At 38.7% G+C, this 21,536-nt stretch carries 23 protein-coding genes; 3 read left to right on the top strand and 20 right to left on the bottom strand.

Translation table 11 applies throughout. From position 1 onward, the window contains the following. Positions 1-335: 335 nt before the first annotated feature. Positions 336-569, top strand: a complete 234-nt coding sequence (locus I6N95_RS22260) for a hypothetical protein (protein ID WP_209531574.1) — start codon at positions 336-338, stop codon at positions 567-569. Positions 570-742: 173 nt separating this feature from the next. Here the strand turns inward: I6N95_RS22260 and I6N95_RS22255 are convergent, their stop codons facing one another. From I6N95_RS22255 to I6N95_RS22235, 5 genes are all read right to left on the bottom strand, one after another. Then, a complete protein-coding gene (locus I6N95_RS22255) occupies positions 743-1,552 on the bottom strand; it encodes a metallophosphoesterase family protein (protein WP_209531572.1) in 810 nt (269 codons plus the stop codon). A gap of 1 nt (position 1,553) precedes the next feature. Beyond that, positions 1,554-2,336, bottom strand: a complete 783-nt coding sequence (phnE, locus tag I6N95_RS22250) for a phosphonate ABC transporter, permease protein PhnE (RefSeq protein ID WP_209531571.1) — start codon at positions 2,334-2,336, stop codon at positions 1,554-1,556. Further along, positions 2,333-3,112 carry a phosphonate ABC transporter, permease protein PhnE gene (gene phnE, locus I6N95_RS22245; RefSeq protein WP_209531570.1) on the bottom strand — a complete coding sequence of 260 codons (780 nt, stop codon included), beginning with the start codon at positions 3,110-3,112 and terminating at the stop codon, positions 2,333-2,335. The genes phnE (I6N95_RS22250) and phnE (I6N95_RS22245) overlap by 4 nt, the downstream gene beginning before the upstream one ends. Continuing rightward, positions 3,102-3,875: a phosphonate ABC transporter ATP-binding protein gene (phnC, locus tag I6N95_RS22240; RefSeq protein WP_209531569.1), complete on the bottom strand. Its 774-nt coding sequence runs from the start codon at positions 3,873-3,875 to the stop codon at positions 3,102-3,104. Before phnC ends, phnE (I6N95_RS22245) begins: the two co-directional genes overlap by 11 nt. Positions 3,876-3,941: 66 nt before the next feature. Then, positions 3,942-4,853 (bottom strand): phosphate/phosphite/phosphonate ABC transporter substrate-binding protein, encoded by a 912-nt coding sequence (locus tag I6N95_RS22235; protein ID WP_245249824.1) that lies wholly within the window; start codon positions 4,851-4,853, stop codon positions 3,942-3,944. Positions 4,854-5,078: 225 nt separating this feature from the next. Between I6N95_RS22235 and I6N95_RS22230 the strand changes: the two genes are divergently transcribed. Continuing rightward, positions 5,079-5,744, top strand: a complete 666-nt coding sequence (locus I6N95_RS22230; protein ID WP_209531567.1) for a cyclic nucleotide-binding domain-containing protein — start codon at positions 5,079-5,081, stop codon at positions 5,742-5,744. A gap of 254 nt (positions 5,745-5,998) precedes the next feature. Here the strand turns inward: I6N95_RS22230 and arfA are convergent, their stop codons facing one another. The 5 genes from arfA to I6N95_RS22205 form a co-directional block, all read right to left on the bottom strand. After that, positions 5,999-7,498, bottom strand: a complete 1,500-nt coding sequence (gene arfA, locus I6N95_RS22225) for an arabinosylfuranosidase ArfA (protein ID WP_209531566.1) — start codon at positions 7,496-7,498, stop codon at positions 5,999-6,001. Positions 7,499-7,547: 49 nt separating this feature from the next. After that, positions 7,548-8,396, bottom strand: coding sequence for a carbohydrate ABC transporter permease (locus tag I6N95_RS22220; RefSeq protein ID WP_209531565.1), 849 nt, complete (start codon positions 8,394-8,396; stop codon positions 7,548-7,550). Positions 8,397-8,529: 133 nt separating this feature from the next. After that, positions 8,530-9,420: a carbohydrate ABC transporter permease gene (locus I6N95_RS22215; protein WP_209531564.1), complete on the bottom strand. Its 891-nt coding sequence runs from the start codon at positions 9,418-9,420 to the stop codon at positions 8,530-8,532. Positions 9,421-9,517: 97 nt separating this feature from the next. Then, the gene (locus tag I6N95_RS22210) at positions 9,518-10,777 is read right to left on the bottom strand and encodes an ABC transporter substrate-binding protein (RefSeq protein WP_209531563.1); all 1,260 of its coding nucleotides are present in this window, start codon (positions 10,775-10,777) and stop codon (positions 9,518-9,520) included. Positions 10,778-10,795: 18 nt separating this feature from the next. Next, positions 10,796-12,706 (bottom strand): glycoside hydrolase family 127 protein, encoded by a 1,911-nt coding sequence (locus tag I6N95_RS22205; RefSeq protein ID WP_209531562.1) that lies wholly within the window; start codon positions 12,704-12,706, stop codon positions 10,796-10,798. 153 nt (positions 12,707-12,859) lie between these two features. On the opposite strand from I6N95_RS22205, the gene I6N95_RS22200 reads away from it, so the two are divergent. Continuing rightward, positions 12,860-13,744, top strand: coding sequence for a helix-turn-helix domain-containing protein (locus I6N95_RS22200; protein WP_209531561.1), 885 nt, complete (start codon positions 12,860-12,862; stop codon positions 13,742-13,744). A gap of 92 nt (positions 13,745-13,836) precedes the next feature. Here I6N95_RS22200 and I6N95_RS22195 read toward each other — a convergent pair whose 3' ends face one another. The 10 genes from I6N95_RS22195 to I6N95_RS22155 form a co-directional block, all read right to left on the bottom strand. Next, positions 13,837-14,484 (bottom strand): FusB/FusC family EF-G-binding protein, encoded by a 648-nt coding sequence (locus I6N95_RS22195; RefSeq protein WP_209531560.1) that lies wholly within the window; start codon positions 14,482-14,484, stop codon positions 13,837-13,839. 224 nt (positions 14,485-14,708) lie between these two features. Then, positions 14,709-14,843 carry a hypothetical protein gene (locus tag I6N95_RS27545; protein ID WP_283809012.1) on the bottom strand — a complete coding sequence of 45 codons (135 nt, stop codon included), beginning with the start codon at positions 14,841-14,843 and terminating at the stop codon, positions 14,709-14,711. Between the two features lie 240 nt (positions 14,844-15,083). Next, on the bottom strand, positions 15,084-15,818 hold the full coding sequence (locus I6N95_RS22190) for a response regulator transcription factor (protein WP_209531559.1): 735 nt from the start codon (positions 15,816-15,818) through the stop codon (positions 15,084-15,086). 119 nt (positions 15,819-15,937) lie between these two features. Continuing rightward, the gene (locus I6N95_RS22185) at positions 15,938-16,669 is read right to left on the bottom strand and encodes a YusW family protein (protein WP_209531558.1); all 732 of its coding nucleotides are present in this window, start codon (positions 16,667-16,669) and stop codon (positions 15,938-15,940) included. 120 nt (positions 16,670-16,789) lie between these two features. After that, positions 16,790-18,655 carry an ATP-binding protein gene (locus I6N95_RS27770; RefSeq protein WP_209531557.1) on the bottom strand — a complete coding sequence of 622 codons (1,866 nt, stop codon included), beginning with the start codon at positions 18,653-18,655 and terminating at the stop codon, positions 16,790-16,792. 172 nt (positions 18,656-18,827) lie between these two features. After that, complete coding sequence (locus I6N95_RS22175; RefSeq protein ID WP_209531556.1) at positions 18,828-19,352, bottom strand: uracil-DNA glycosylase family protein; 525 nt, start codon at positions 19,350-19,352, stop codon at positions 18,828-18,830. Further along, the gene (locus I6N95_RS22170; protein ID WP_209531555.1) at positions 19,339-20,052 is read right to left on the bottom strand and encodes a MerR family transcriptional regulator; all 714 of its coding nucleotides are present in this window, start codon (positions 20,050-20,052) and stop codon (positions 19,339-19,341) included. Before I6N95_RS22170 ends, I6N95_RS22175 begins: the two co-directional genes overlap by 14 nt. Positions 20,053-20,054: 2 nt before the next feature. Next, positions 20,055-20,690: an Hsp33 family molecular chaperone HslO gene (locus I6N95_RS22165; RefSeq protein ID WP_209531554.1), complete on the bottom strand. Its 636-nt coding sequence runs from the start codon at positions 20,688-20,690 to the stop codon at positions 20,055-20,057. Between the two features lie 40 nt (positions 20,691-20,730). Next, positions 20,731-20,907 (bottom strand): NADAR family protein, encoded by a 177-nt coding sequence (locus I6N95_RS22160; RefSeq protein ID WP_209531553.1) that lies wholly within the window; start codon positions 20,905-20,907, stop codon positions 20,731-20,733. Between the two features lie 24 nt (positions 20,908-20,931). Beyond that, positions 20,932-21,255 carry a hypothetical protein gene (locus tag I6N95_RS22155; RefSeq protein ID WP_209531552.1) on the bottom strand — a complete coding sequence of 108 codons (324 nt, stop codon included), beginning with the start codon at positions 21,253-21,255 and terminating at the stop codon, positions 20,932-20,934. Positions 21,256-21,536: the final 281 nt, after the last annotated feature.

Here is a 21,536-nt window from a genome sequence, read left to right as displayed (position 1 = left end):
GAAAAAAGCTGAAAGTACCACTCTTGGCGGATGATTATGGGAATTATCCAGTGGAACTATCTATTTGATTATTTAACAGGATATATATATCTTGATTAAACGCCTCTAAACCAAAGAAATCCATTATTTTTTCTTGTTATCTATCAATTAATAAGCGACCCCATAGTTTTCACTTCCTAATCACTTTTAGACACTACTATCTTAATTAGAGCACTAATCTTGAACCTCTCACTGCAAGAAAACACATGATTATTGCAACAAGCTACACCGTTCATAGTCAATCATTACATTCTTCGATATAGTTAATGTATCAACTAACAAAGGAGTTTTACAACATGAAAACACTCACTAAAAACGAAAAAAAGTTCTACTCAATCGCTGGAAGCATTTACGGATGCTTGGTCAGCTGTTACATGATCATTCACTTTCTATTCCATGGTATGCAAGGCATTACTGCCAACATCTCCACACTTACTTTTTTAGGCATGTTATTTGGCGCTACCATGTCAATTTGTTCAATAGTCTTATATATTCGCAAACTAATCGCCTCATTATCAGCCGAAAATTAAAAGTGAAAAGCCGTTGAAAGTCTCCTTTCAACGGCCATATAGTTCCCATTAAATAATCATCCTTTACCATTACACTTTCAGCCAGAAAAAGCTGAAAGTACCACTTTTGGCGGATGATTATGGGAATTATCCAACGGAACTATATGTTTAATTATTTAACATGATGTATCTAGTTAACATTCTTCTTGCATGTTCACATAGGCGATGATTGTCCCTGTTACAAAGTTTTCAGTCGTTTGTTGCTTAATCTCTCCTCGATTTAAGGTATAAAGATTGTAGCCATAACGCTCCTCAAATCGCACCAAACCTTGACCCTCGTCTTCACCAACAAAGGACATTCCACCTGCTGTATAATATTGTATCCCCAAAAGGTCCCCTGTATAGGCATGATGAGTATGACCGTTTAATAATGCCACCACAGGATAGCGTTCGATCAATTTCAATAATTGAACCGACTCTGGCAAACAAGGTGTACTACTCTGATGTTCAAGTAAATGGTGATGGGTAACCAGTATAATCGGTTTGTCTTTTAAGGTTTCAAGCTGTGTTTCCAGCCAATTAAACTGCGGTTGAGTCAGTTGCCCATCTGCCATGCCATAAACCGAGCTATCAACAGAAAGGACATGAAAATCCGCAAAAGAGCTTAACTCATTATAAGGAGCATCACTTCCCTCTTCATCAAGCCACCCAACCCGAAAATTAGCTTTAATATCATGATTTCCCAAAGTAACCACCAGCGGTATTTCGCCTAATTCCTTGGTCAACCAGTCTTTTAAATAGCGGTAATCCTCCACCGTGCCATCCTCTGTTAAATCGCCACTGACGATTACCAAATCAAGTGACACTCGATCTTTGACATGAGCTAGTGATATTGCTAGGTGTTCTAAAGGATTAGTCATTTTTGAAATCATTCCTTTATAGCCCGTTTCAAACTGAGCATAAGACTGACAAAAATGGATATCCGACATATGTAATATATTCATCTTATCGTAGTTTCTTTCTGATTATTCCCGTAACTAAATCAAGTAAAAAGACTGTTATGACAACGCCTAACAAAATAATACTGACTTTACTCCAATTACGAGTTTGAATGGCAAAGATCAAGGGTGCGCCAATCCCGCCAGCTCCGACTAAACCTAATGTGGCCGCACTGCGAACAGCAATTTCAAAGTGATTTAAGGCAAGGGAACTATAAATAGGCATTAACGCAGGAATTCTCACAAAAAACAATGTTTGCCAAAAATTAGCACCAATTGCTTCAACTTCTTCTATAAGACTTTCATCCATACCTTCCAGTTCTTCCGTAAACAACTTGCCTAACATGCCAATTTGATGAACCCCAATTGCCATCACACCAGCAAAAGGGCCTGGCCCCACCACTTTAACAAAAATAATCGCAAAAACTAATTCCGGAAAAGCCCGCAACACGTTGCACATAAACTTACCAAGTTTGGACAAGTAGGGAGCACTCGGCCAAAGATTACTTGCACTTAATAAGGTGAAAGGGATCGCTAAAACCGTCCCAATGACTGTGCCCAAAAAAGCAATTCCCATGGTTAACAACAATAAGCTAACTAAATCCTCGCCGCTGCCATCGTACAAAAAGGACCAATCAGGTTGACTCAATCCTTTTAAAACATCCAGCCCCATGGTCAACGAAAAGCTACTGAGTCCAGAATAATCAATACTTAAGGCTGAATATACAATCAATAACAACAAAATTGCCGTCAAAATAACTGTCCGCCTGCTAATGTTTTTTATCATCATAACAAAGACCTCCTGACAGCTTCACTCAATTTATCAACTAACGCAACGGTGACCAAAATTGTCAAAATAATCATGGAAACCCGTTCATATTTCAATAAGGCCAGTGAGGAATTTAAAATAACGCCAATTCCCCCAGCACCAACATAACCTAATACCGTCGAGGCTCTGACGTTGACCTCAAAAGCATAGAAGGAGTAGCTGGCAAATTGACTAAACACCTGAGGGGCAATCGCCCAAACAGCCATTTGCGTCCGTGTCGCTCCAACTGCTAACTGAGCCTCAATCGGAGCAAAATCAATTGTCTCAATGGCTTGAAACATCAACTGCGACACCATTCCAAAAGTAAAGACGGTAATCGTTAAAACACCTGTTGCCTCACCAATACCAAAAATAGCCACAAAAAGGGCGGCAAGTAGTAACGTCGGAATTGTTCGCACAATCCCTAGAACTAAACGAAAAATTGTGGAAACAATCTGATTCCCTGTCACGACGGTCGTCGCTAAAAAACTGACAGGAATAGCGATTAATACCCCGATAAAAGTCCCCAACAGTGACATCTGCAAGGTTTTAATCAACGGCGCGATTAATTTGGGAAAGTAACTGAAATCAGGACGAATCAGACGTGATAGAAACACTCCAAATTGATCCGAATTGGTCACAACCTTTTGAAAATCAGCCTCCGTCACCATGGCACTGAGTTGAAAGAAAATAATCAGGATAATAACAATCATCAGATGTTTGTGCCACTTAAAATGAACCGTATCTTTAATTTTCACTGACATTCCCTGCCGTTTCTTCAAAGATACTCTTCCCATAGATTTTTTCCAATCGTTCATCTGTCAAGGCTTCTGGCAGACCATCAAACACAACTGTCCCCTCTTTTAAAGCGATAATCCTTGAGGAGTACTCTCGAGCCAATGGAATCGAATGCAAGTTAATCAAAATAGTTTTAGCCATCTCTTGATTAATGCGCCGTAAATCATCCATTACTTTTTGGGTGGTGACAGGATCTAAAGAAGCCACCGGTTCATCAGCTAAGATAATCGGAGCTTGTTGCACCAACGCTCTAGCAATTAGCACTCGCTGTTGTTGCCCTCCACTGAGTTCATCACTTCTCGTCTGTAACTTATCAGACAAACCGACACTTGCCAGTGCTTCAACTGTTCGCTCATAATCTTCCTTTGTAAAAAGTCCGAAAATGCTTTTAAATGTACTATAATACCCCAATCGTCCAGACAACACATTTTTTTGAACAGTACTCCGCTTTACCAAATTAAACTGTTGTGAAATCAAGCCGATCTCACGACGAATCGCACGCAGTTCCTTCTTATTCGCCTGGGTAATGGAGCGACCGTTGACCTGAATATCTCCAGTCGTAATGGGAACTAATTGATTCACTGCCCGCAAAAGAGTACTCTTACCAGCACCACTTAAGCCAATAATAGATACAAATTCCCCCTCATTGATTGTTAAATTAATATTCTGTAGCCCTTTAACCCCATTTGGGTAAGTCTTCGAAACCTTCTTGAAAGTAATCATTTTTTATCGCCACCAATTCTATCAATAGAAACCGACAATTGCGACTTGTCGGTTTCTTGTTTTATGTTATTCTGCTGCTTTTTCAGTATATTCACGAATCGTGTCATAGCCAGCATCAGCTGCTTCTTCATAACCTAAATGACTCCAAATAGTCATAGCTTCGGCCCCTTTTTCATCATCCTTCATCTTTAAAAACGCTTCTTTAACTTGTTCTTTTAAAGTCTCATCCATCGTTGGCTGTACAGCAATCGCATCATTAGGAATATCTCCTTTAGTTAAGTAAAGAACTTTCAACTCTTTAAATAAATCCTTGTCACCAAAGCTAGCACCAAAAACATTACGAGCCCCTTCAAAAACAAAGGCGGCATCCATTTGCCCATTTAATACTGCTGTTATCTCACTAGGGATATCATTGACTGTCGTTAAGGTCGCTTCAGTTGTTGGGTCAACCCCTACTTCTTTAAGCTCAGCAACTGGATAGATATACCCACTGGCTGAATTAGGGCTTAAGGTAGCAATCTTTTTGCCTTTCAAATCCTTTAACTCTTTCATCGGGCTGTCTGCTTTTACCAAGACCTCCCCTTTAAATGTATTCGTCAATTGACCTTCAATTGGCAATCCAGTCTCCTCATCATTGTCTCCAAGTTGAGACGTTAAGATCGCTTCGGCCGCATCCATATCTTTCGCTTGAACGTAGGCCGCAGGTGGCATAATCCCAATATCAACTTGCTTTGATGCCATCGCTTCAACGATCGTTGAATAGTCAGTTGCTAAGGTCACTTTAACTTCACGATCCAAGGCTTTTGATAAATATTCAGCAAAGGGTTTCGTTTTAGCTTCCATGGAACCATCATTATTCGTCGGGACGAACTGAACGACTAACGCTTTCTTTTCCTCTTTATTTCCCTCGGCAGACTCATCCTTTTTGCCGCAACTTGCCAACGTCGCCACTGCTAAGACACCCAATAAACTAATCATTAACTTTTTAACTCTCACTTTTCTTCCCCCTATTTAACTAGTCTTTGTCTTACAACTAAAGCATAACAAGATTTTGCTTTTTTTGAAGTGACACATGTCACATTTACAACATGTTTACTTGTATTTTACATTCAATTTACAGATAAATCACTAAAAACGTTCGTGTTGTGACATTTCCCATTCTGATATATAATGAAAGAAAAAACTGAGGTGAACCGTCAGCTTATGAAAAAAATAGTCGAGCCATCCCGCCTATCATCTTATATCCAAAATTATCAATTACAAAGTTACTTGGACAGTGATTTACTTCCCATTTCCTCACTTTATTTTTTTGATCAGGAAGAACACTTAATTCGCGCTGAAGCGCCGTCAGATTACCTTTATTTCCTAGTCGATGGGTCTGTGATGATCTATTCTTATTCATCTGACACGCAAAATATCTGCATCGATCACAGCCAACCTGTGACCCTGTTGGGAGAAGCCTCATCCCTTTGGGAGCTTTTGCCTCAAAGTAACGTTAAAGCCATTTCTCCTTGCCTATGTGTTGGCATTAGTCTAAAAAAATACCGACATCTTTTACAACAAGATGTTCGGTTTCTGCAAAATATCTGTCAAATTTTAAGTTATCGCCTAAATTCAGGCGTTACTTTGGCTAATTCATTAACAGAACCGGTTGAAACCAGATTAGCAAAATTCATTTTAGCCAATTCCCAAAACAATCAATTTTCCTTTCAATTAACGACTTGTGCCTCTATTCTAAATGTTAGTTATCGTCATTTACTTCGTACCATAACTAATTTTAAAGAAGAACATATTCTAAAAAAAGAAAAAAACTATTACTTAATTCAAGATACGAATGCCTTAGAAATTATCGCGGAGAATTTGAGTTAACGGCAAAGAGTCCTGTCACTTGATTCATGACAAGACTCTTTGATGTTAACCTTTGACAAATATACAGTGCCTATTAAATAATTACTACGCAAAGCTTTGATCTCAACAAATTCGAAGTGAAGGCGATCATTCGTTATGTTGATAAGCCAAGAGTGGTACTTTCAGCTTTTTTCTGGCTGAAAGTTTAACGGTAAAGGATGATTATTTAATGGGAACTATATAGTTAAAAACTTCAAAAAATTAACCGTAATAACTTACTTCACTTTCAAACGAATGACATTCCATGAAAGTGGTGCTAATGTTAACTGCAAAGACTGCCCTTCCAGATAATAATTCTCAACCTCACAAGGAACTACTCGTTGTTGATCTTTGGTATTGATGGCTTTTAAATCATAACCAGCCAATTCACTAGAACCCATCACCCCTTCTACTACAAATTCCTCAACAACCAATTCGACCTCCATAGCACTAGTTTGATGACGATTAATAGCAAAAATTGTCAACGTTTGGTCGTCAGGCTGATAAACCGTCACCGAATCAACAAAAGGAATCTCACCAATCCCCTCTACAACGTAATGATCAACTGCTAGCTCTGTTGCCAAGGCCACTCCCCTGCCATAATGGGAAACTTGTTGAAAAGGATAATAGATGGTTTGCTTCCAAGCCGGCCCCTCTTTTTCTGTCATAATCGGCGCAATTACATTGACTAATTGAGCCAAACAAGCAATTTTCACTCGATCGGCATGCTTTAAAAGAGTGATTAACATCGATCCTAACAATAAGGCATCCTCAAAGGTGTAAATGTCTTGCAATAAAGGTGGCGCCTCTTGCCACAAAGCCTGTTCCTTGTCGGATTCCAAGGTATGATACCAAATGTTCCATTCATCAAAAGACAGCATCATCTGTTTATCACTTTGTTTTTCTTTTTGAATCTGATCGCAAATATCCGTCACTTCCTGAATAAACTGTGACATTTCCACTGCTCTTGCTAAATATTTGCCAATATCATCCTCTTGGTTGCCATAATACTGGTGAAGGGACAGATAGTCAACATGCTCATAGGTGTGACGAAGAACGGTCTGCTCCCATTCACCATAGGTGGGCATTTCCCGGAAAGAACTGCCGCAAACGACCAGTTCAATCGTGGGATCAACTAATTTCATCACCTTAGCAGTCTCTTCTGCCAAACGGCCATATTCCTCTGCCGTTTTGTGACCGATCTGCCAAGGTCCGTCCATCTCATTGCCCAAACACCAAGTTTTGATTGCAAAAGGTTCTTCTTGACCATTTTTTCTTCTTAAGTCACTCCAATAAGTCCCTGAGGAAAAATTACAATACTCCAATAGATTTCTCGCTTCACTAATCCCACGAGTCCCTAAATTGACGGCCATCATGGCCTGAGACCCTATTTTTTGACACCAATTCATAAATTCATGAAGACCAAACTGATTGGTTTCGATGGACTGCCAAGCCAACTCCAAACGAACTGGCCGCTGCTCTTTAGGACCAATACCATCTTGCCACTCATACCCTGAAACAAAATTGCCACCTGGGTAACGAATCATCGGGATCTTAAGTGCTTGACATAACGTCGAAACATCTTGACGAAAGCCTTCACCATCTGATGTTTTATGAGATGGCTCATAGACTCCTTCGTAAACCGCACGACCCATATGCTCAAGAAACGAACTGTACAAACGCTCATCGATTATCCCAATTTCTTGCTGCCGATTAACTTTAATTCCTGCTTTCAAACTAAATGTCCTCCTTTTCTGACTGCGCCCTTCTTTGTCATCTCACTGCTTAATCTTTCATTCCACTCGTCTTCATTCCTGTCACCAAATACTTATTGGCAAACATATATAAAATCATCGGTGGCACGATCATCAGCACTGCGAAAGCCATTTGCAAATTCCAAGCGGTCATATTTTGCCCACCTTGCAAGGTAAAGGATTGAAGGGAACCAATAGTTAATGGTTTTAAACTATCCGAATCAATAAAAATCAACGGCGCAAACAACTCATTCCACCAAAAAACCGTCGATAAAACACCAACCGTAATAAATGTTGGTTTCGCCAAAGGGACGATGATTTTAGTGAAAATCTGAAATTTACTGCAACCATCAATCATGGCTGCTTCATCAATACTTTTAGGAATCGTCTTAAAGAACTGTCGAAATAAAAAGACATTATAAGGATAAGCAAAAAAGCTCGGCACAATCATCGGCAAAAAGCTATCCAGCCAACCAAATTCCCGGAATAAAATAAACTGAGGAATAATTAAGGTAACGGTTGGCACCATCATCGTCGCCAAAATCAAACCAAAGACCGTCCCTTTTCCTTTAAACTCCATTCGCGCCAACGGATAAGCCACTAGCGAACTAGAAAGCAACGTTCCAAGAGTATTACCGACGATCAAAATCAAAGAGTTTTTCATATAACCCAAGACATTTGTCTGTTTAAAAACCTCAATATAATTACCCCATTGTGGATTTTTCGGAAAAATCTGTGGTGGGTATTCTGAAATACCATTAAGGGTTTTTAACGAATTAGAAAAGACCCAAAAAATCGGGAAAAACATAAAAATTGCGACAATAATTAACAACAAGTACTGAAATACCTTGATATATCGCTCTAACTTATATTCTTTCAACATCCTACCTCCTATATGAAAAGTTTTAGTGACTCGCTTAACTCTGTCGAAATTTAGGAAAATTGAGGCGTGATGCTTTTTATCACAACGATAGTTTCTCTAATTTCCTAAGAGTTGAGTCAATTAAACTAGACTAGCCATAATTAACTTTTTTATCTCCAAATTTAAACTGGAAGATTGAAATCAAACCGACAATGATAAAGAGAATAAAAGCCAATGTAGAAGCCATGCCCATATCAAACTGTTTAAAGGCTTTTTCGTAAATCTCCAGACTAAGGACCTTGGTGACGTCTCCCGGTCCACCACCTGTTAGTGGGTAGATAATCGTAAAGGCGCCATTAAAAGAATTGACCGTGGCGACAATCGTGTTAAATAATAAAATCGGTGAAATCGACGGCAATGTCACATGAATAAATCGTTGCCAAGCATTGGCACCATCTAAACTGGCCGCTTCATAACGTTCAAGTGGCACTTCTTTTAAACTTGAATTAAAAATCAGCATCATCTGACCGGTGGAAAAAGTAAACACGCTCATCATGCCGACCACCACCCAAACCAAGTTGGTATTTCCAAGCCAATTAGGACCATCAACCCCAATATAAGACAAAAGATAATTGACAATTCCCAGCTCATTGTTAAACATCAAAATGAAACAACTGGCCATCACGACTGACGGCATGACTGCTGGTACAAAAAAGAAGAACTGAAAAACTTTCATAAACCGCAATTTAAAATTCAATAAAATAGCCAAAAACAGAGACCAGAACACCGTAATTCCCACATTTAAAACCGTAAAAATAAAGGTTGCCTTTAACGTATTGTAAAACGTTGATGATGGACTAAACAGTTCCTGATAGTTGGCGAACCCAACAAAAGTTGGATTTCCCAACAGGTTCCATTTCGTTAAGCTTAAAACAAAAGAGGCAATAATCGGTCCTCCTGTAAAAAGTAAAAAACCTATGATCCAAGGGGAAAGAAACCCAAAGGCCGTCAGTTGATCTCCCATCGCTTGCTTTTTTCTCATGTTGTCCCTCCTATTACCACTAGATGAGTCTGGAACTTATGTCCCAGACCCTGATTTTTCGCGACTATTAACTCAATAAACGCGCTCCGCTCATAAATTATTCCTCTTTATCGATTTGTTTTTGAGCGTTGGGAATGGATTTTTCAACAATCTCATCCAATGTCTTAGCTCCCAATAAATATGAATCAAAATCATTTACCAAACTCGTCGTGACCGACGGGTTAATCAAGGTATAGCCAAACTGGCCTGAATCAGCTGATTCTGTAAAAGTTTCCCAGTTACTTGGCCCTGTCTTACCAGGATTCTTAAATGCCCCTTGCGCCGCAATTGATTTTAAAGCTGAGGGATTATTGCCCCATTCCGAGGTCATGGTTTGCCCTGTCTCGCTCATCATAAAATCAATAAACTTCCATGCTTCTTCTTTATGTTTGCTGCTTGAAGCAATTGTGTAAAAACCAGTATGCAAAGTATTATAATCCCGCTCCTCAGCAGGTAATGGGGCAATATCCCAGTTAAACTCATTGTCCTTGTACATCATGGTCATCCAGCTACCAGTTCTAGTCATAGCTGCACTTCCTGAGGCAAATAAATCGGAGACAGCATCGCCAGAGGTGGGTTGAGGTGACACTTTTAGGTCATTGGTCAATTCATTTTGAAATTCCAATGCTTTTACCAGCCCCTCTCCCAAAGCTAAATTCCCCTCTTTATCGACAATCTCATCACCAGTTGCGCCAATCATGGAATACCACATGCCTCTAAAACTAATGGCATCTGCCCCCCATTGAGTGGTTTTATTCCCCTCCCGTAGAGTTAACTTTTCAGCTGCCGCTTTGAAATCATCCCAGGTCCAATCAACAGTCGGATAGTCGACGCCTGCTTTATCAAACATGTCTTTGTTGTAGTACATAATCTCTGAAGCATAGGCCCAAGGTAAGCCGTAATTGCCACCTGTTGATTCACCAATTGTCTCAACAGCGGGAATAAAATCCGCGACATCGAAGGATGCCCCTTTTTCAATATAAGGATCCAGTGACTCAATGGCGCCACTCTGGGCAAATCTTGGCAAATCAGCTTCAAATGATAAAATTACATCCGGTGCATTGCCACCAATGATCATCGTATTAATCTTTTGTGAATAGTCACTGTCGGCCACTTGAATATTTTCAATCTTAATGTTAGGGTTTTCTTTTTCAAAAGCCTTAATAATGCCTTCATCAAAATTATCCCAACTAGAAAATTTTATCGTGACCTTGCCATCTTTTTCAGCCCCTTGTTCTTCCTTTTTGCCACATCCCACTAACACTGAACAGGCTAAACCAACCATTAATGCCCCTGCTAACCACTTCTTTTTGTTCATCTTGTCTCCCACTTTCTTTTAGTATTTATTTAACCAAACACGCATTTCGCCATAACCACGATTTCCCCACGCGTAATAAGGCACAGCGGTTAATGCGGTTTTTTCAAATGTCACACCTTTATCATGATACATCTTTGTCGAGTTTCCTGCCATCCGATAACCCGTAAAAGTTAGCGCTTTTCCCTGATACAAGGAAGGCAACTCCTGAGTCTCAACATCCGCCAATTCTTCTACGTAAAGTCTGGCCAGATCAGCCCCATTATCCAACTCTTCCAAACAATAAATCACTGGCCCCTTTTGAATCGCCACCTTGCCGATATTTTCTATGACTTGCTGATTGGCATAAATCAGCTTAGGGCTCATATCAAACTCAAGGGTGATGGTATCTTGATTCTGCCAGCTTTCTTCAAGGGTCACATAACCTTGTTCAATCGGCAGCGTCTTACTTTGCTGATTGACATAAATTTGAACAGTTTCCTTAGTCCACTCAGGAATTCGCAAACGAATCGCTTTTTTCACCACCTCTTTGCTTTTAATGGTTAAACGAATTGCCCCATTCCAAGGTAAATCGGATTGTAACGTCAAACTAAAGCCTTGTGACTGGTACTCACAACTGATGTATTGATGAATCGTGATTGTTTCAGTCTCTTCACTTAAAATATAGCGATCCAAAGAGGCAATAAAGCGGGCTAAATTCGGTGGACAACAAGCCGTTTTTAACCACTTCTGTCGCTCGTAAAGAACGTGCTCTTGGTCTTTGCGATGCTTTTGAAATTGATTAATTTCCAATGGATTGACATAAAAGAAACGATCTCCTGTCAAATTCATGCCACTAATCGTACCGTTGTAAATCAGTTTTTCAAAAATATCACCATACTCCCCTGATAACTCAAGTTGCTGCATTTTATTAGCAAAAAACGCTAAGCCAACTGAAGCACAGGTTTCACAGTACATGGTATCATTTGGTAGATCATGATGACAGGTAAACGATTCGCCAATGGCGCTAGAACCAATTCCCCCTGTGATATACATCTGACGCTCCACAATATCTTGCCACAATCTTTTGACCGTCTCTGTTAATGACTGATCGCCGATTTTTTTAGCCAAATCTGCTACAGCCGTGTAATAATAAACCGCTCGGACCGCATGCCCCACTGCCTGTTCTTGCTGACGAATCGGTAGGTGGGCTTGCTGATACTCGTAACCTAAACCAAAATTAATATGATTATCGTCATTCCACGTTAAATCCTTGCCCTGACGCTCCTCTTTTTCGCCTTCAAAATAATTAGGCGCCTTGCCGCGTTCTTCAATAAAATATTTCGCCAATTCCAAGTGCATAGGATTGTCAGTAACATCGTACATTCTTAACAAAGCCAATTCAATTTCCTCATGTCCGGGGTAACCATGACGCTTGCCAGCTTCACTGCCAAAGGTTTGCTGAATCAATTCAACAAATTTTTCCATAATCGACAACAATTGCCGTTTACCCGTTGATTGATAATAGGCCACTGCCGCTTCGATAAAATGACCAGCACAATATAGTTCATGGTTGTCTCGTAAGTTTGCCCATTTATATTCAGGATGTTTTAACTGATAATAGGTATTTAAATAACCATCTTCTTCCTGAGCTTGCCCAATAATCTCGATTAAGCGATCAACCCTTTCACTTAATTCTTGATTCGGGTACTCACGCAAACTATAGGCCACCGTTTCAATCCACTTTGCCACATCACTGTCCTGGAAAACTTCACCATAATACTCACCTTCCGCCAAACCTGCAGCGATTTCAAAATTCTTCACCGCATGACTTGGTTCAGCATCTGGCAACTGATCATTAAGGGCTTGCCACTGATACGGAATTACATTTTTTGATACTACCTCCTGGTAGCGACTCCAAAATTCTGACGTTAGTTTGATCGTTTCTAGCATGTGACAACTCCCACTCCATTTCGTTTTATAATAAACACTCAAGCGTTTTCATTTAACTGATGACTATAGTATAATACACTGAAAGAACAAAAATAAATAATCGATGCCAACCAAAAGTTATAAAATCACACACAGTCTCAGGAGGTTTTTCAAATGAACTTAAGTCCCTTGATTTTTTCTATTATTGCCAACCCCTTTCCGATTTTTGTTGAAGGAAACATTGAAACTTACCGGACCGGACGACTCCATCCTCGCAGAAAAAACTTAGGTTACTTCGACATTATCATCGTCATCGAAGGCACTCTCTATCTAACGGAAAATGACATCAACTATGAAATCAAAAAAAATGAAGCGATTGTTTTGTCACCGGTTCACCTTCACTATTCTTACAAAAAGAGTCAAGACAATACCTCATTTTACTGGCTCCACTTCTATACCGAATCAGAGTGGTTGGAAAGTCACAATCCAGTTTTTCTAAATTCAACCTTTAAGATTCCACAGCTTCATTTTCACAATAAAATCTATACCTTGCATTTGCCTAAACATCAGGCTATCAACAACTCACGTTTTATTATTCAAACCATTACGACGATTTTGGATAACACAAAAAAGAACGATGATTTCACCTTCTTTGAAAATCAAAAATTGTTTATCGACCTGCTTAAACAACTGGAACTTCGTAAAGAACAACACAACACTTCACAACAGTTAGCTGAGAGCATTAAGGATTTTTTATATAAGAGCATTTCTCAAAAAATTGACGCGGAGACCTTATCTCAAGAATTTCACTTTCACTATAATTATCTCTCACGAGTCATGAAAAAATATTATGGCACGACACCGATTGAATATTTAAATGAGTTGCGTTTGGTCTACGCCGCTGATTTGTTGTTGCAAACCAATCACTCCATTCAATACATTGCGGCAAATGCCGGGTTTCAAACGATCCCTTACTTTTCGAACTGTTTTAAAAAGAAGTATCTTCTGTCCCCACGTAATTTTCGAAATAGGCACAGCAGTCAAAGTGCCGCAGAATGAGGATAAACCAAATAGAAGTCGGGGACATGGGTCCTCGACTTCTATTGTTTTTTAAAACTCGTTGTTGTTTTAAATGACACTCAAAAACTACTTTATTTTTTAGGCCTAACAAATTCAATGAATTTAAATAATTCAGTGACTTGCTCAATTTGATGATTACATTTCTCACTATCATAACAAATATAGTTGCCATGATTTAAGTAGGTGCCATCTCCGCTACTTTTGACTTTCGCAGTAAACGACGTCAGATCAGCAGTTTTATGACAAATAGCACAAACCCCTTTTTTGAGAGTAGGTGAAAAAATCCCCTCTACTCCCACAAGCTCACCATTTTGATATAAAATCAGATATTTTCTTTGTTGACCACTATTGTTCCAGCCATAAAAAGTATAATCCTTCAAAGCTAATGACTCCCATTTAGGAAATTGCAGCTTTTTAGTTTTCTGAAATACCTTCTTTAATCGTTGATCAGAAGGAGCCATAAAAGGTCGAACACATCCTTTTACCTTCGCCAAATAGGCCTCTACTTCTTTACGTGACTTTTGAATACTCAAAATCTCCATTAAGAAAGCTAATTCTGCTGGCTGGCAGTCCCTAAACTCCAATGCTATTTTTTCAGAGACTAGTGCTCTCATTGTAGCAATAGTCGCAGAATCATTGACATGCTGATTCGTCTGCAATAGAGTGAGAGCCTGTGTTTCCAAAAAATTATATTGATAGGGTTGAATAAACTCGTTCATTACTGTTTCCTCCTTTAGTTTCACTTACTAAACTAGCTGCAGTATTGAAAAGTTTATCTTCATTTGATAACTACACTAAACTCAATACTGAAGTCTGTGAGTTTGTGTAGAGTAATGCATTTTATTGTGCATCATCCGATCACCACCTTAGGTGATATTATACAATGGGGATATTAAAGGAGCAACTTTTTTTCACCACATCGTTAGTATGACCAGCAAGCTGACTAGATACTCCGCACCAATAAATCAAACTGTACTCCTTCCCCATTTATTTTATGCCAACCACTACTAGTTTCGGTTACACTATGTTCAAGATCTAATCCGTGACAAGTGATAAAGATGATTTTGGCCTTTGTCACTTGTCTAGCTCCCTCTAACTTGACTACCTTATCAAACAACTCATCAAGTATGCCCTGTTAGACATCCCTTCCTTTCTACCTTGATACTCGAACAAAAAAATCACTTGTCTCTGTTTAAGCCGAAACAAGTGATTCTATTAGAGCAATATTTACTATGCGAAACTATACAAATGTAATAATCGGGTTAAATGAGCAACCTAATTATTTAATAATCTGACTATCAAATACAACCATATTTGTTTAATTCTCTTTTTTCGATTCCGGCTCAAACGAATAGCCGATTCCCCAGACCGTTTTCAAATAGATGGGTTTTTTGGGATTTTCTTCAATTTTATTACGCAAGTAATTCATATAAACCATGACTAAATTTAATTCAGATTCTTCTTCAACTTGTTTATCTTGTGACCAAATATTGTCGTAAATCTGCTTTTTTGAAAAAACCTGATTGGGATTCTCCATAAAGAACTTCATCAGCAAAACTTCCTTAGCAGATAAATCAATCTCTACCTGATCTTTTTTTAGCACATAGAGCTTCTTATCAAAGATAAAAGGACCATTCACAATATCTTCATCTTCATCGTATTCCAAACTTTTAGTGATCATTTGATTACGATCTAATGTATTGAGAACCTGAGCCCTTAAAATCGAGGGACTGAAAGGTTTTGTCATATAATAATCTGCCCCCGTTTCCAAGCCAGTGATCACATCTTGTTCCTTTTTTCGTCCACTGATAAAGATAATCGGAGTAATAACTTCTTCATCTCGAATTAGCCGGGCTAAATGAAACCCGTCGTTATCGTTAACTAGCATAACATCTAATAAAAATAAATCGAACTTAATTTTTTTGATTAATTCCAGGGTCTTTTCAATCGTCTCAGCCTGATAAATCAAGATTCCGGTCGATTGTAGTGATTTCCAAACAGACCGCCTAATAGCTGGATCGTCATCAACCACTAAAATTTTTTCATTGCGCATCCGTCTCCCTCTCTTTCCAGCTGAGTCATCATAAAATATACAACCGTTCACACCCAAAACACCTGTGCTCTTCCAATATGTGGAAAAAGATTGGGCTTGTTTAGGCCCAATCTCTCTCACTACTTTTTAATTTCAAACTCAATTTTAGCTTTATTGGTATAACTCGCTTCAAATTCAAATTTGCTGTAATTAGAACCTGTTCCTAACGCATTCGTAATGTAAGAAACAATTTGAGTCCTACTCGCTCCCTTAAAATCCATCCCGTTCATGATTGATTCAATCTTTGTTTGGGCTTGAGTCCCAGTTAAATACTCACCTGTTACTTGATTATAATACTTGGCTTTAACAGAATTATTTTTTACTTCATAATCAATTTCCACTTTTTTGTTGCCGTATTTAAGTTCTACTTCAAACTCTTTAATCGCTGTCGGTGTAGTTGTCGGTGGTGTTGTGACAGCCCCCGTTAAGTTGAACTTAATAGTTTGACGATTCGTATACTCGGTTTCAAATTCAAACTTAGTATAGCTTTGAGTGCTGATTTGTGAGGCAATTGCTTGAGCAATCGTTTCACGAGAATCCGTTTTAATATTGACATTCGCCATCAACGCCTCAATCTTATTCCGAGCAGCATTCCCCGATAAGCGTTCGCCAGTCAACTCATTTTTATAACTAGCTTGAACACCATAACTCTTAACTTCATACTCGAATTCCACTTCAGACTTGCCATACTTGATCTCAACATCTACCTCTTTAACATCAGAGGTAATCGCTGCATCAGCAGTCGTTGTCAGTCCAATCCCCGCGACGATTCCAATAGCAGCTATTGCCATCAATTTTTTAATAGATTTCATTTTTATTTCTCCTTTCAATTAACTATACTTAAATCATAATCAGTTTGGATATTTTTGTCTATTAAAAATCAGTATAAAAAGAGTGTTTTTCGAACTTTATTTTTTCGTTTTAAGATTTGTTTAAGAATTGGATGGGGTAGATGTATAATAAGGTAGGGTAACACTGATCGTTGTCCCTTCCCCCAGCTTGGACGCAACCTTAATTTGCCAATCATACTTTTTGACAATTGACGAAACTACGAATAATCCGAGGCCAGTTCCTTCGTCTTCATTTTTTGTTGTAAAAAACGGTTCATATATTTGTTCCTGAATTTCCTTCGACATTCCTGTCCCAGTATCTCTCACTTCAAAGAGGACAGCGCCCATATCGTCTTTACCATGATAAGCTGTTCGTTTAAGAAATTGCGCTAAGGAGTGTTGACTGACCTTCTTTAGGGTAATAAAAATCTTTCCTTGTTCGCCATGGTTTGACTGATAAGCATTCTTCAGTAAGTTGTAGACCAAATTTTGAATATCCACTCGCTCAACTTGCGTCATTCCAAGGTCCTTTTCGATTTCAACCTCAAAGTTAATCGATTCAGGAATGATACTAGCAACTTGGGCGACAGCTTCCCGTATCACATCAGACACATCGTATAAATGCTGACGATTCGTCTCTTCACTATTTTTTGAAAATCTTAAAATATTGGTCGACATTTCTTTACCAATGCGAGCGGCTTTCAAAATTTCTTGTAAATCATCATACTGCTCATCCTCTTGAGTATAACCTTCAGCAATAAGTTCAGCATTGGCGATAATAGGTGTTAAAAAATTGTTCATATCATGGACAATTGTCGTCGTCACAATTCCAATCGTTTCCATCTTGCTCATCTCATACAATTTTTTTTCTTTCTCATGCAATTCATCTTTGCGGGCCTGCAGCTCCTTAAGAAATTGATTTTCTTTCTCTACTTTTTCCTTATCCTGAATTTTTTTCAATGCCACTAAAGCAATTAAACAACCAATAATCACCATTACAAACAAAGTAGCGATCACAAATCCCATCTCGGCAATATCTCGGGTGACCTCCCGATAATCAGCATCAATCATCACCAACCAAGAATCATCGCCAATGTCGATCCATTGAAATGCCCCAATTCGCCGTCTTTTTTTATCCTGATTATCATCCGTTTTTCGATAAGAATAAAACTCCACTTTACCAGATTGCTGTGACAACTGCTGGGCCTCCAATTGCTCCAAGTCGGAGACGTCGGCATCGGGGGAATCCTGTTGTCGCAACTCCACAATACTCTGGCCAACACGCTCAGTAGACGGGTGCATAATGTAATCCATTTTTCTGTTTTTTACCACTGGATAACCATTATAAGATAGTTCAAAATCACTTAAAAACTTTTCAAAGAAGAGTTGCAAATTGACCGGTACAATAATAGTCCCTCGAATCTCTCCTCGATCATTTCTAACTTCCTGATAGATGTTCATATAAGAATCCTGACCAATGTAATAAGCCTTTCCAGTGCTGGTCCCATCAGATTCACTGTAATAATTATTCGGAAAATGGCCATCGACAAATTGACGAACATCTTGATCCGCCATCACTGTAATTTGTTGGTTATCATAATGATAGCTAGTAGTAATGTTACCTGAAGTATCCAGAAAAACAATCGTATTAACCTCGTTATTTGAACTTTGGAAAATGTGCTTCAAATGGGATTCATAGGTTTTCGTTTCCAAATTATCATAAACATGATTAATCAATGAGTCATCGAAAATCAAATTATTAACATCTTCCTTTTTATTCTCGATTGACAATTCTAAGGCCTTACTAAAAAACTGAACCGATTGAAAAATAAAATTTTGACCATTTTCTTTTGTTATTTTAGTCAGCCCTCGATAGCCAAACCAAGTCAACAACACCGAAACTAATAACAAGCAAGGAATTAACGCAGTTAAAATATTATTTCGATTAAGCAATCTCTTAACAATCACACACACCTCCTTTTCACTTATACCTCGTATTATAGCAAACAATAAAACAAAAAAGAATAATCTATTGTCATCTCAAGCTAGATATGAACTTAAATAGCAGATAACCTTATTGACACAACTCCACACCTAAATAACAGGAATGACCGTTTACCACAATCATTCCTGTGAACCTTTATTTAAGATAATCCAACGCAGAAGTAATATCACTAACAATCATATCAGCCTTGGATTTTTCAATCAGGATATTTTTGCCTGTCATGATGTAAGAAGGCATAACTTTTACCTCACCGTAAAAGAAACTAGTGGCTCTTAATTTATACGTGGCTCCAGAAGGGATCACATTTTTCCCAGAGGTTCTCTTTGCAATAAAGTTAAAAGATTTTTTCGCCACATCCCCCATTAACATGATCACCTTCACTTGATTAAAAGCTTTCAACTCATCTTCAAGCATAAATGAGTGGTCTTTAATGATCTCCTTTGGAATCTCATAACCTGTTTTAGGTGTTTTCACTGCATTAGTCAAATAGATCCCCATTTCCAATAAATCCTGAGTAGAGGAGACACTTACACCAGCTCGCTGAAACAAACCGATGATCGATGTGGCATATTCAGAATCCGCTTCCCCATAAAAATCATCAACAGCTCTTGCTGGCACCACCTCATTAACCATCACTATTTTAATCTCATTTTTCTCCACTCCAATTCTCCTCTCCTGATGCAAGTAACTCGACAAGCCCTTTTAAATAACAATAATTCTCTCCAGTCATCCCATACGAATGGGGCGCTACTTGATAGTTCAACTCAGCCACTTTCGTCAACTCCTTTTTACTTTCTCCTAAAGAATTAAGCACCCTCTGCCAATACAGCCCGCATTTTTTAGCCAAAGGATCACGAATCGTCAACTGATTTTGACGACAATAATCCAACTCTTTCATAAATTGACTCGTCTCAGCTAAATCAAAAACCAGTTGATCAATCGGCAACTCCACTATTTTTGCCAACTCCAATGGGTCCAGATTCTCCTGAGAAAACAGCGCAATAATTGCTGGGTCACGAAGTGAAAATTGACTTTCATGAATCTGGATATTTTCTAGCATACTTCTTTTACGTTGCAACGCACTTATTTCATCTTCTATTCGCTTTTTCTCTTCTTCAACAAACACCCTTATTGAAAAAGTCGAATCTGATAAGTAACTTTCAATATCCTTTAAACTCATCCCTACCTGCTTTAACGAATTAATAATAAACGCACAAGTAAAATTATGATGACCATAATACCGATGACCATAATCATCAACATTTTCTGGAACCAATAAGCCGATCTCATCATAATACTGAAGCGTGCGGACACTGAGTCCAACTAGCTCTGAAAATTGTTTTATCTTAATAAGAGCCATCTCTATTCCACCTTTTTACACCATAATTGCCTGCCCACATCACCAAAAACCCTACCTAACTCCCACCCATTGGCTTGATCACTTTGCTGCAAGCACGCCATTAATTCGTTTTTCAATTTTTTTAGGTTGTCATTATCTGCAAATGGCAGAGGCTGCATAACAAATCCAACCGAAGGATTCACCTCACTTAAAATAAACTCAGCTGGTATCTGATCACTCTGCTTAGCAAAAAAATTAAACACGTTGCTAACATTGCCTTTTTGAGCTAAAACCGCACTAGTATGTAGCCCTGAAAAATCACCAATTGTAACAGAAAGCGTGGATCGCATGGTAAGTTTCTCCTCAGGAGATTCCCTGATTTTTTCAAACATCGGACTGTACTCAATCCGAACCTGCTCCTGCTGAACTGTACAACTGGCAGTTAATTCTTGGTCAATCTTAAACGTTACACTCGTTTTTGCTGCAAAATCACTGATTCCTGAAAATAAAACACTTGTGGTTATCAACTCTTTTAAAAATGTTTTAGCAGCAATTCCACCGCGAAACTGCCTTAAGCTTGCCAAAGCAAGCTCTGTCCCATCAGTTACCACTATTCGACAATCTTTCTGATAGGATAAAAATTTTAACGTATTTTCCATGATAGTCACCTCTAAGACTACTGTAACCTATCACGTTACGTTAGGTGCAAGAAAAAAAGAAACGATCCCCCTCAGTGAATTGACAAGGCCACCACTGACTTAAACAACTTTGCGAGATACTTTCAGTTTTTGACTGCTGATGCCCCCAGAAAAACAACCAATTTATTTCCTTTTTACTTTTGTACAATTGTTGAACTTTTTCCACCGTTAAGATCATCCCCCCCCCTCTCCCTCTGTATGACTAGTTTTTAGCTTGATTTGACGAGTTCTTTTTTAATAACTCATTGTATATGTCAATGACAAGCGCTTCTCCCACTATCGTTCGACCTTCCGAGAACTCAATCCGTTGTCCAACTGTCAACGTCTGGGGATAATGTTCTGGCGAAATAAAGGTGATGGTACCCAGGGTTTCCTCTCCTGGCATCAGTTTGTCAGTTCCAATGTATTGGTGCTGCCCTGTTGTTAAGTAATTGTTTTTTATTTTGTGAGCCGGACGGTAACCACTATAAACAGGGCCTTTTCGCGACTCATTAAGTTTGATCCTCGCCTTTATGTCAGGATACATCTTTTTCTCCTTTTTTTAGGTCTTCTTGCCGACTTGCTACTAATCAAGATACTCTCCTCATACTATCACGTAAGCGCCGCACTGTGAATAAAAAAAGTGACATTTTACCCGTTTCTTATTGCCTCTTGAGCTGGTTCACAAACTACTCTTTTATTGACAAAAAGAGGCTGACCCATAAGTCCTCAACATAAGCCAAAAGGCCAAAAATCTTTTTTAAGATTTTTGGCCTTTTTTGACGAAATAAATAGCACTTCCTTGTATAATTAAAGTACCTAATCAAT

It is taken from the genome of Vagococcus allomyrinae, from assembly GCF_017829975.1.
Taxonomy (GTDB): Bacteria; Bacillota; Bacilli; order Lactobacillales; family Vagococcaceae; genus Vagococcus_D; species Vagococcus_D allomyrinae.
The sequence above is the reverse complement of the archived record's forward strand: the minus strand, read 5'-3'. Positions and strand labels throughout refer to the sequence as shown.

Excerpts from the sequence above, each read along its gene's own strand:
- I6N95_RS22255 (WP_209531572.1), bottom strand. The coding sequence starts at position 1,552 with ATGAATATATTACATATGTCGGATATCCATTTTTGTCAGTCTTATGCT.
- I6N95_RS22195 (WP_209531560.1), bottom strand. The coding sequence starts at position 14,484 with ATGAACGAGTTTATTCAACCCTATCAATATAATTTTTTGGAAACACAG.
- I6N95_RS22260 (WP_209531574.1), top strand. The coding sequence starts at position 336 with ATGAAAACACTCACTAAAAACGAAAAAAAGTTCTACTCAATCGCTGGA.
- I6N95_RS22185 (WP_209531558.1), bottom strand. The coding sequence starts at position 16,669 with ATGAAATCTATTAAAAAATTGATGGCAATAGCTGCTATTGGAATCGTC.
- I6N95_RS22160 (WP_209531553.1), bottom strand. The coding sequence starts at position 20,907 with ATGATCTTAACGGTGGAAAAAGTTCAACAATTGTACAAAAGTAAAAAG.
- I6N95_RS22200 (WP_209531561.1), top strand. The coding sequence starts at position 12,860 with ATGAACTTAAGTCCCTTGATTTTTTCTATTATTGCCAACCCCTTTCCG.
- I6N95_RS22210 (WP_209531563.1), bottom strand. The coding sequence starts at position 10,777 with ATGAACAAAAAGAAGTGGTTAGCAGGGGCATTAATGGTTGGTTTAGCC.
- I6N95_RS22215 (WP_209531564.1), bottom strand. The coding sequence starts at position 9,420 with ATGAGAAAAAAGCAAGCGATGGGAGATCAACTGACGGCCTTTGGGTTT.
- I6N95_RS22190 (WP_209531559.1), bottom strand. The coding sequence starts at position 15,818 with ATGCGCAATGAAAAAATTTTAGTGGTTGATGACGATCCAGCTATTAGG.
- I6N95_RS22170 (WP_209531555.1), bottom strand. The coding sequence starts at position 20,052 with ATGGCTCTTATTAAGATAAAACAATTTTCAGAGCTAGTTGGACTCAGT.
- phnE (WP_209531571.1), bottom strand. The coding sequence starts at position 2,336 with ATGATGATAAAAAACATTAGCAGGCGGACAGTTATTTTGACGGCAATT.
- phnC (WP_209531569.1), bottom strand. The coding sequence starts at position 3,875 with ATGATTACTTTCAAGAAGGTTTCGAAGACTTACCCAAATGGGGTTAAA.
- I6N95_RS22230 (WP_209531567.1), top strand. The coding sequence starts at position 5,079 with ATGAAAAAAATAGTCGAGCCATCCCGCCTATCATCTTATATCCAAAAT.
- I6N95_RS22235 (WP_245249824.1), bottom strand. The coding sequence starts at position 4,853 with ATGATTAGTTTATTGGGTGTCTTAGCAGTGGCGACGTTGGCAAGTTGC.
- I6N95_RS22165 (WP_209531554.1), bottom strand. The coding sequence starts at position 20,690 with ATGGAAAATACGTTAAAATTTTTATCCTATCAGAAAGATTGTCGAATA.
- I6N95_RS22205 (WP_209531562.1), bottom strand. The coding sequence starts at position 12,706 with ATGCTAGAAACGATCAAACTAACGTCAGAATTTTGGAGTCGCTACCAG.
- I6N95_RS22155 (WP_209531552.1), bottom strand. The coding sequence starts at position 21,255 with ATGTATCCTGACATAAAGGCGAGGATCAAACTTAATGAGTCGCGAAAA.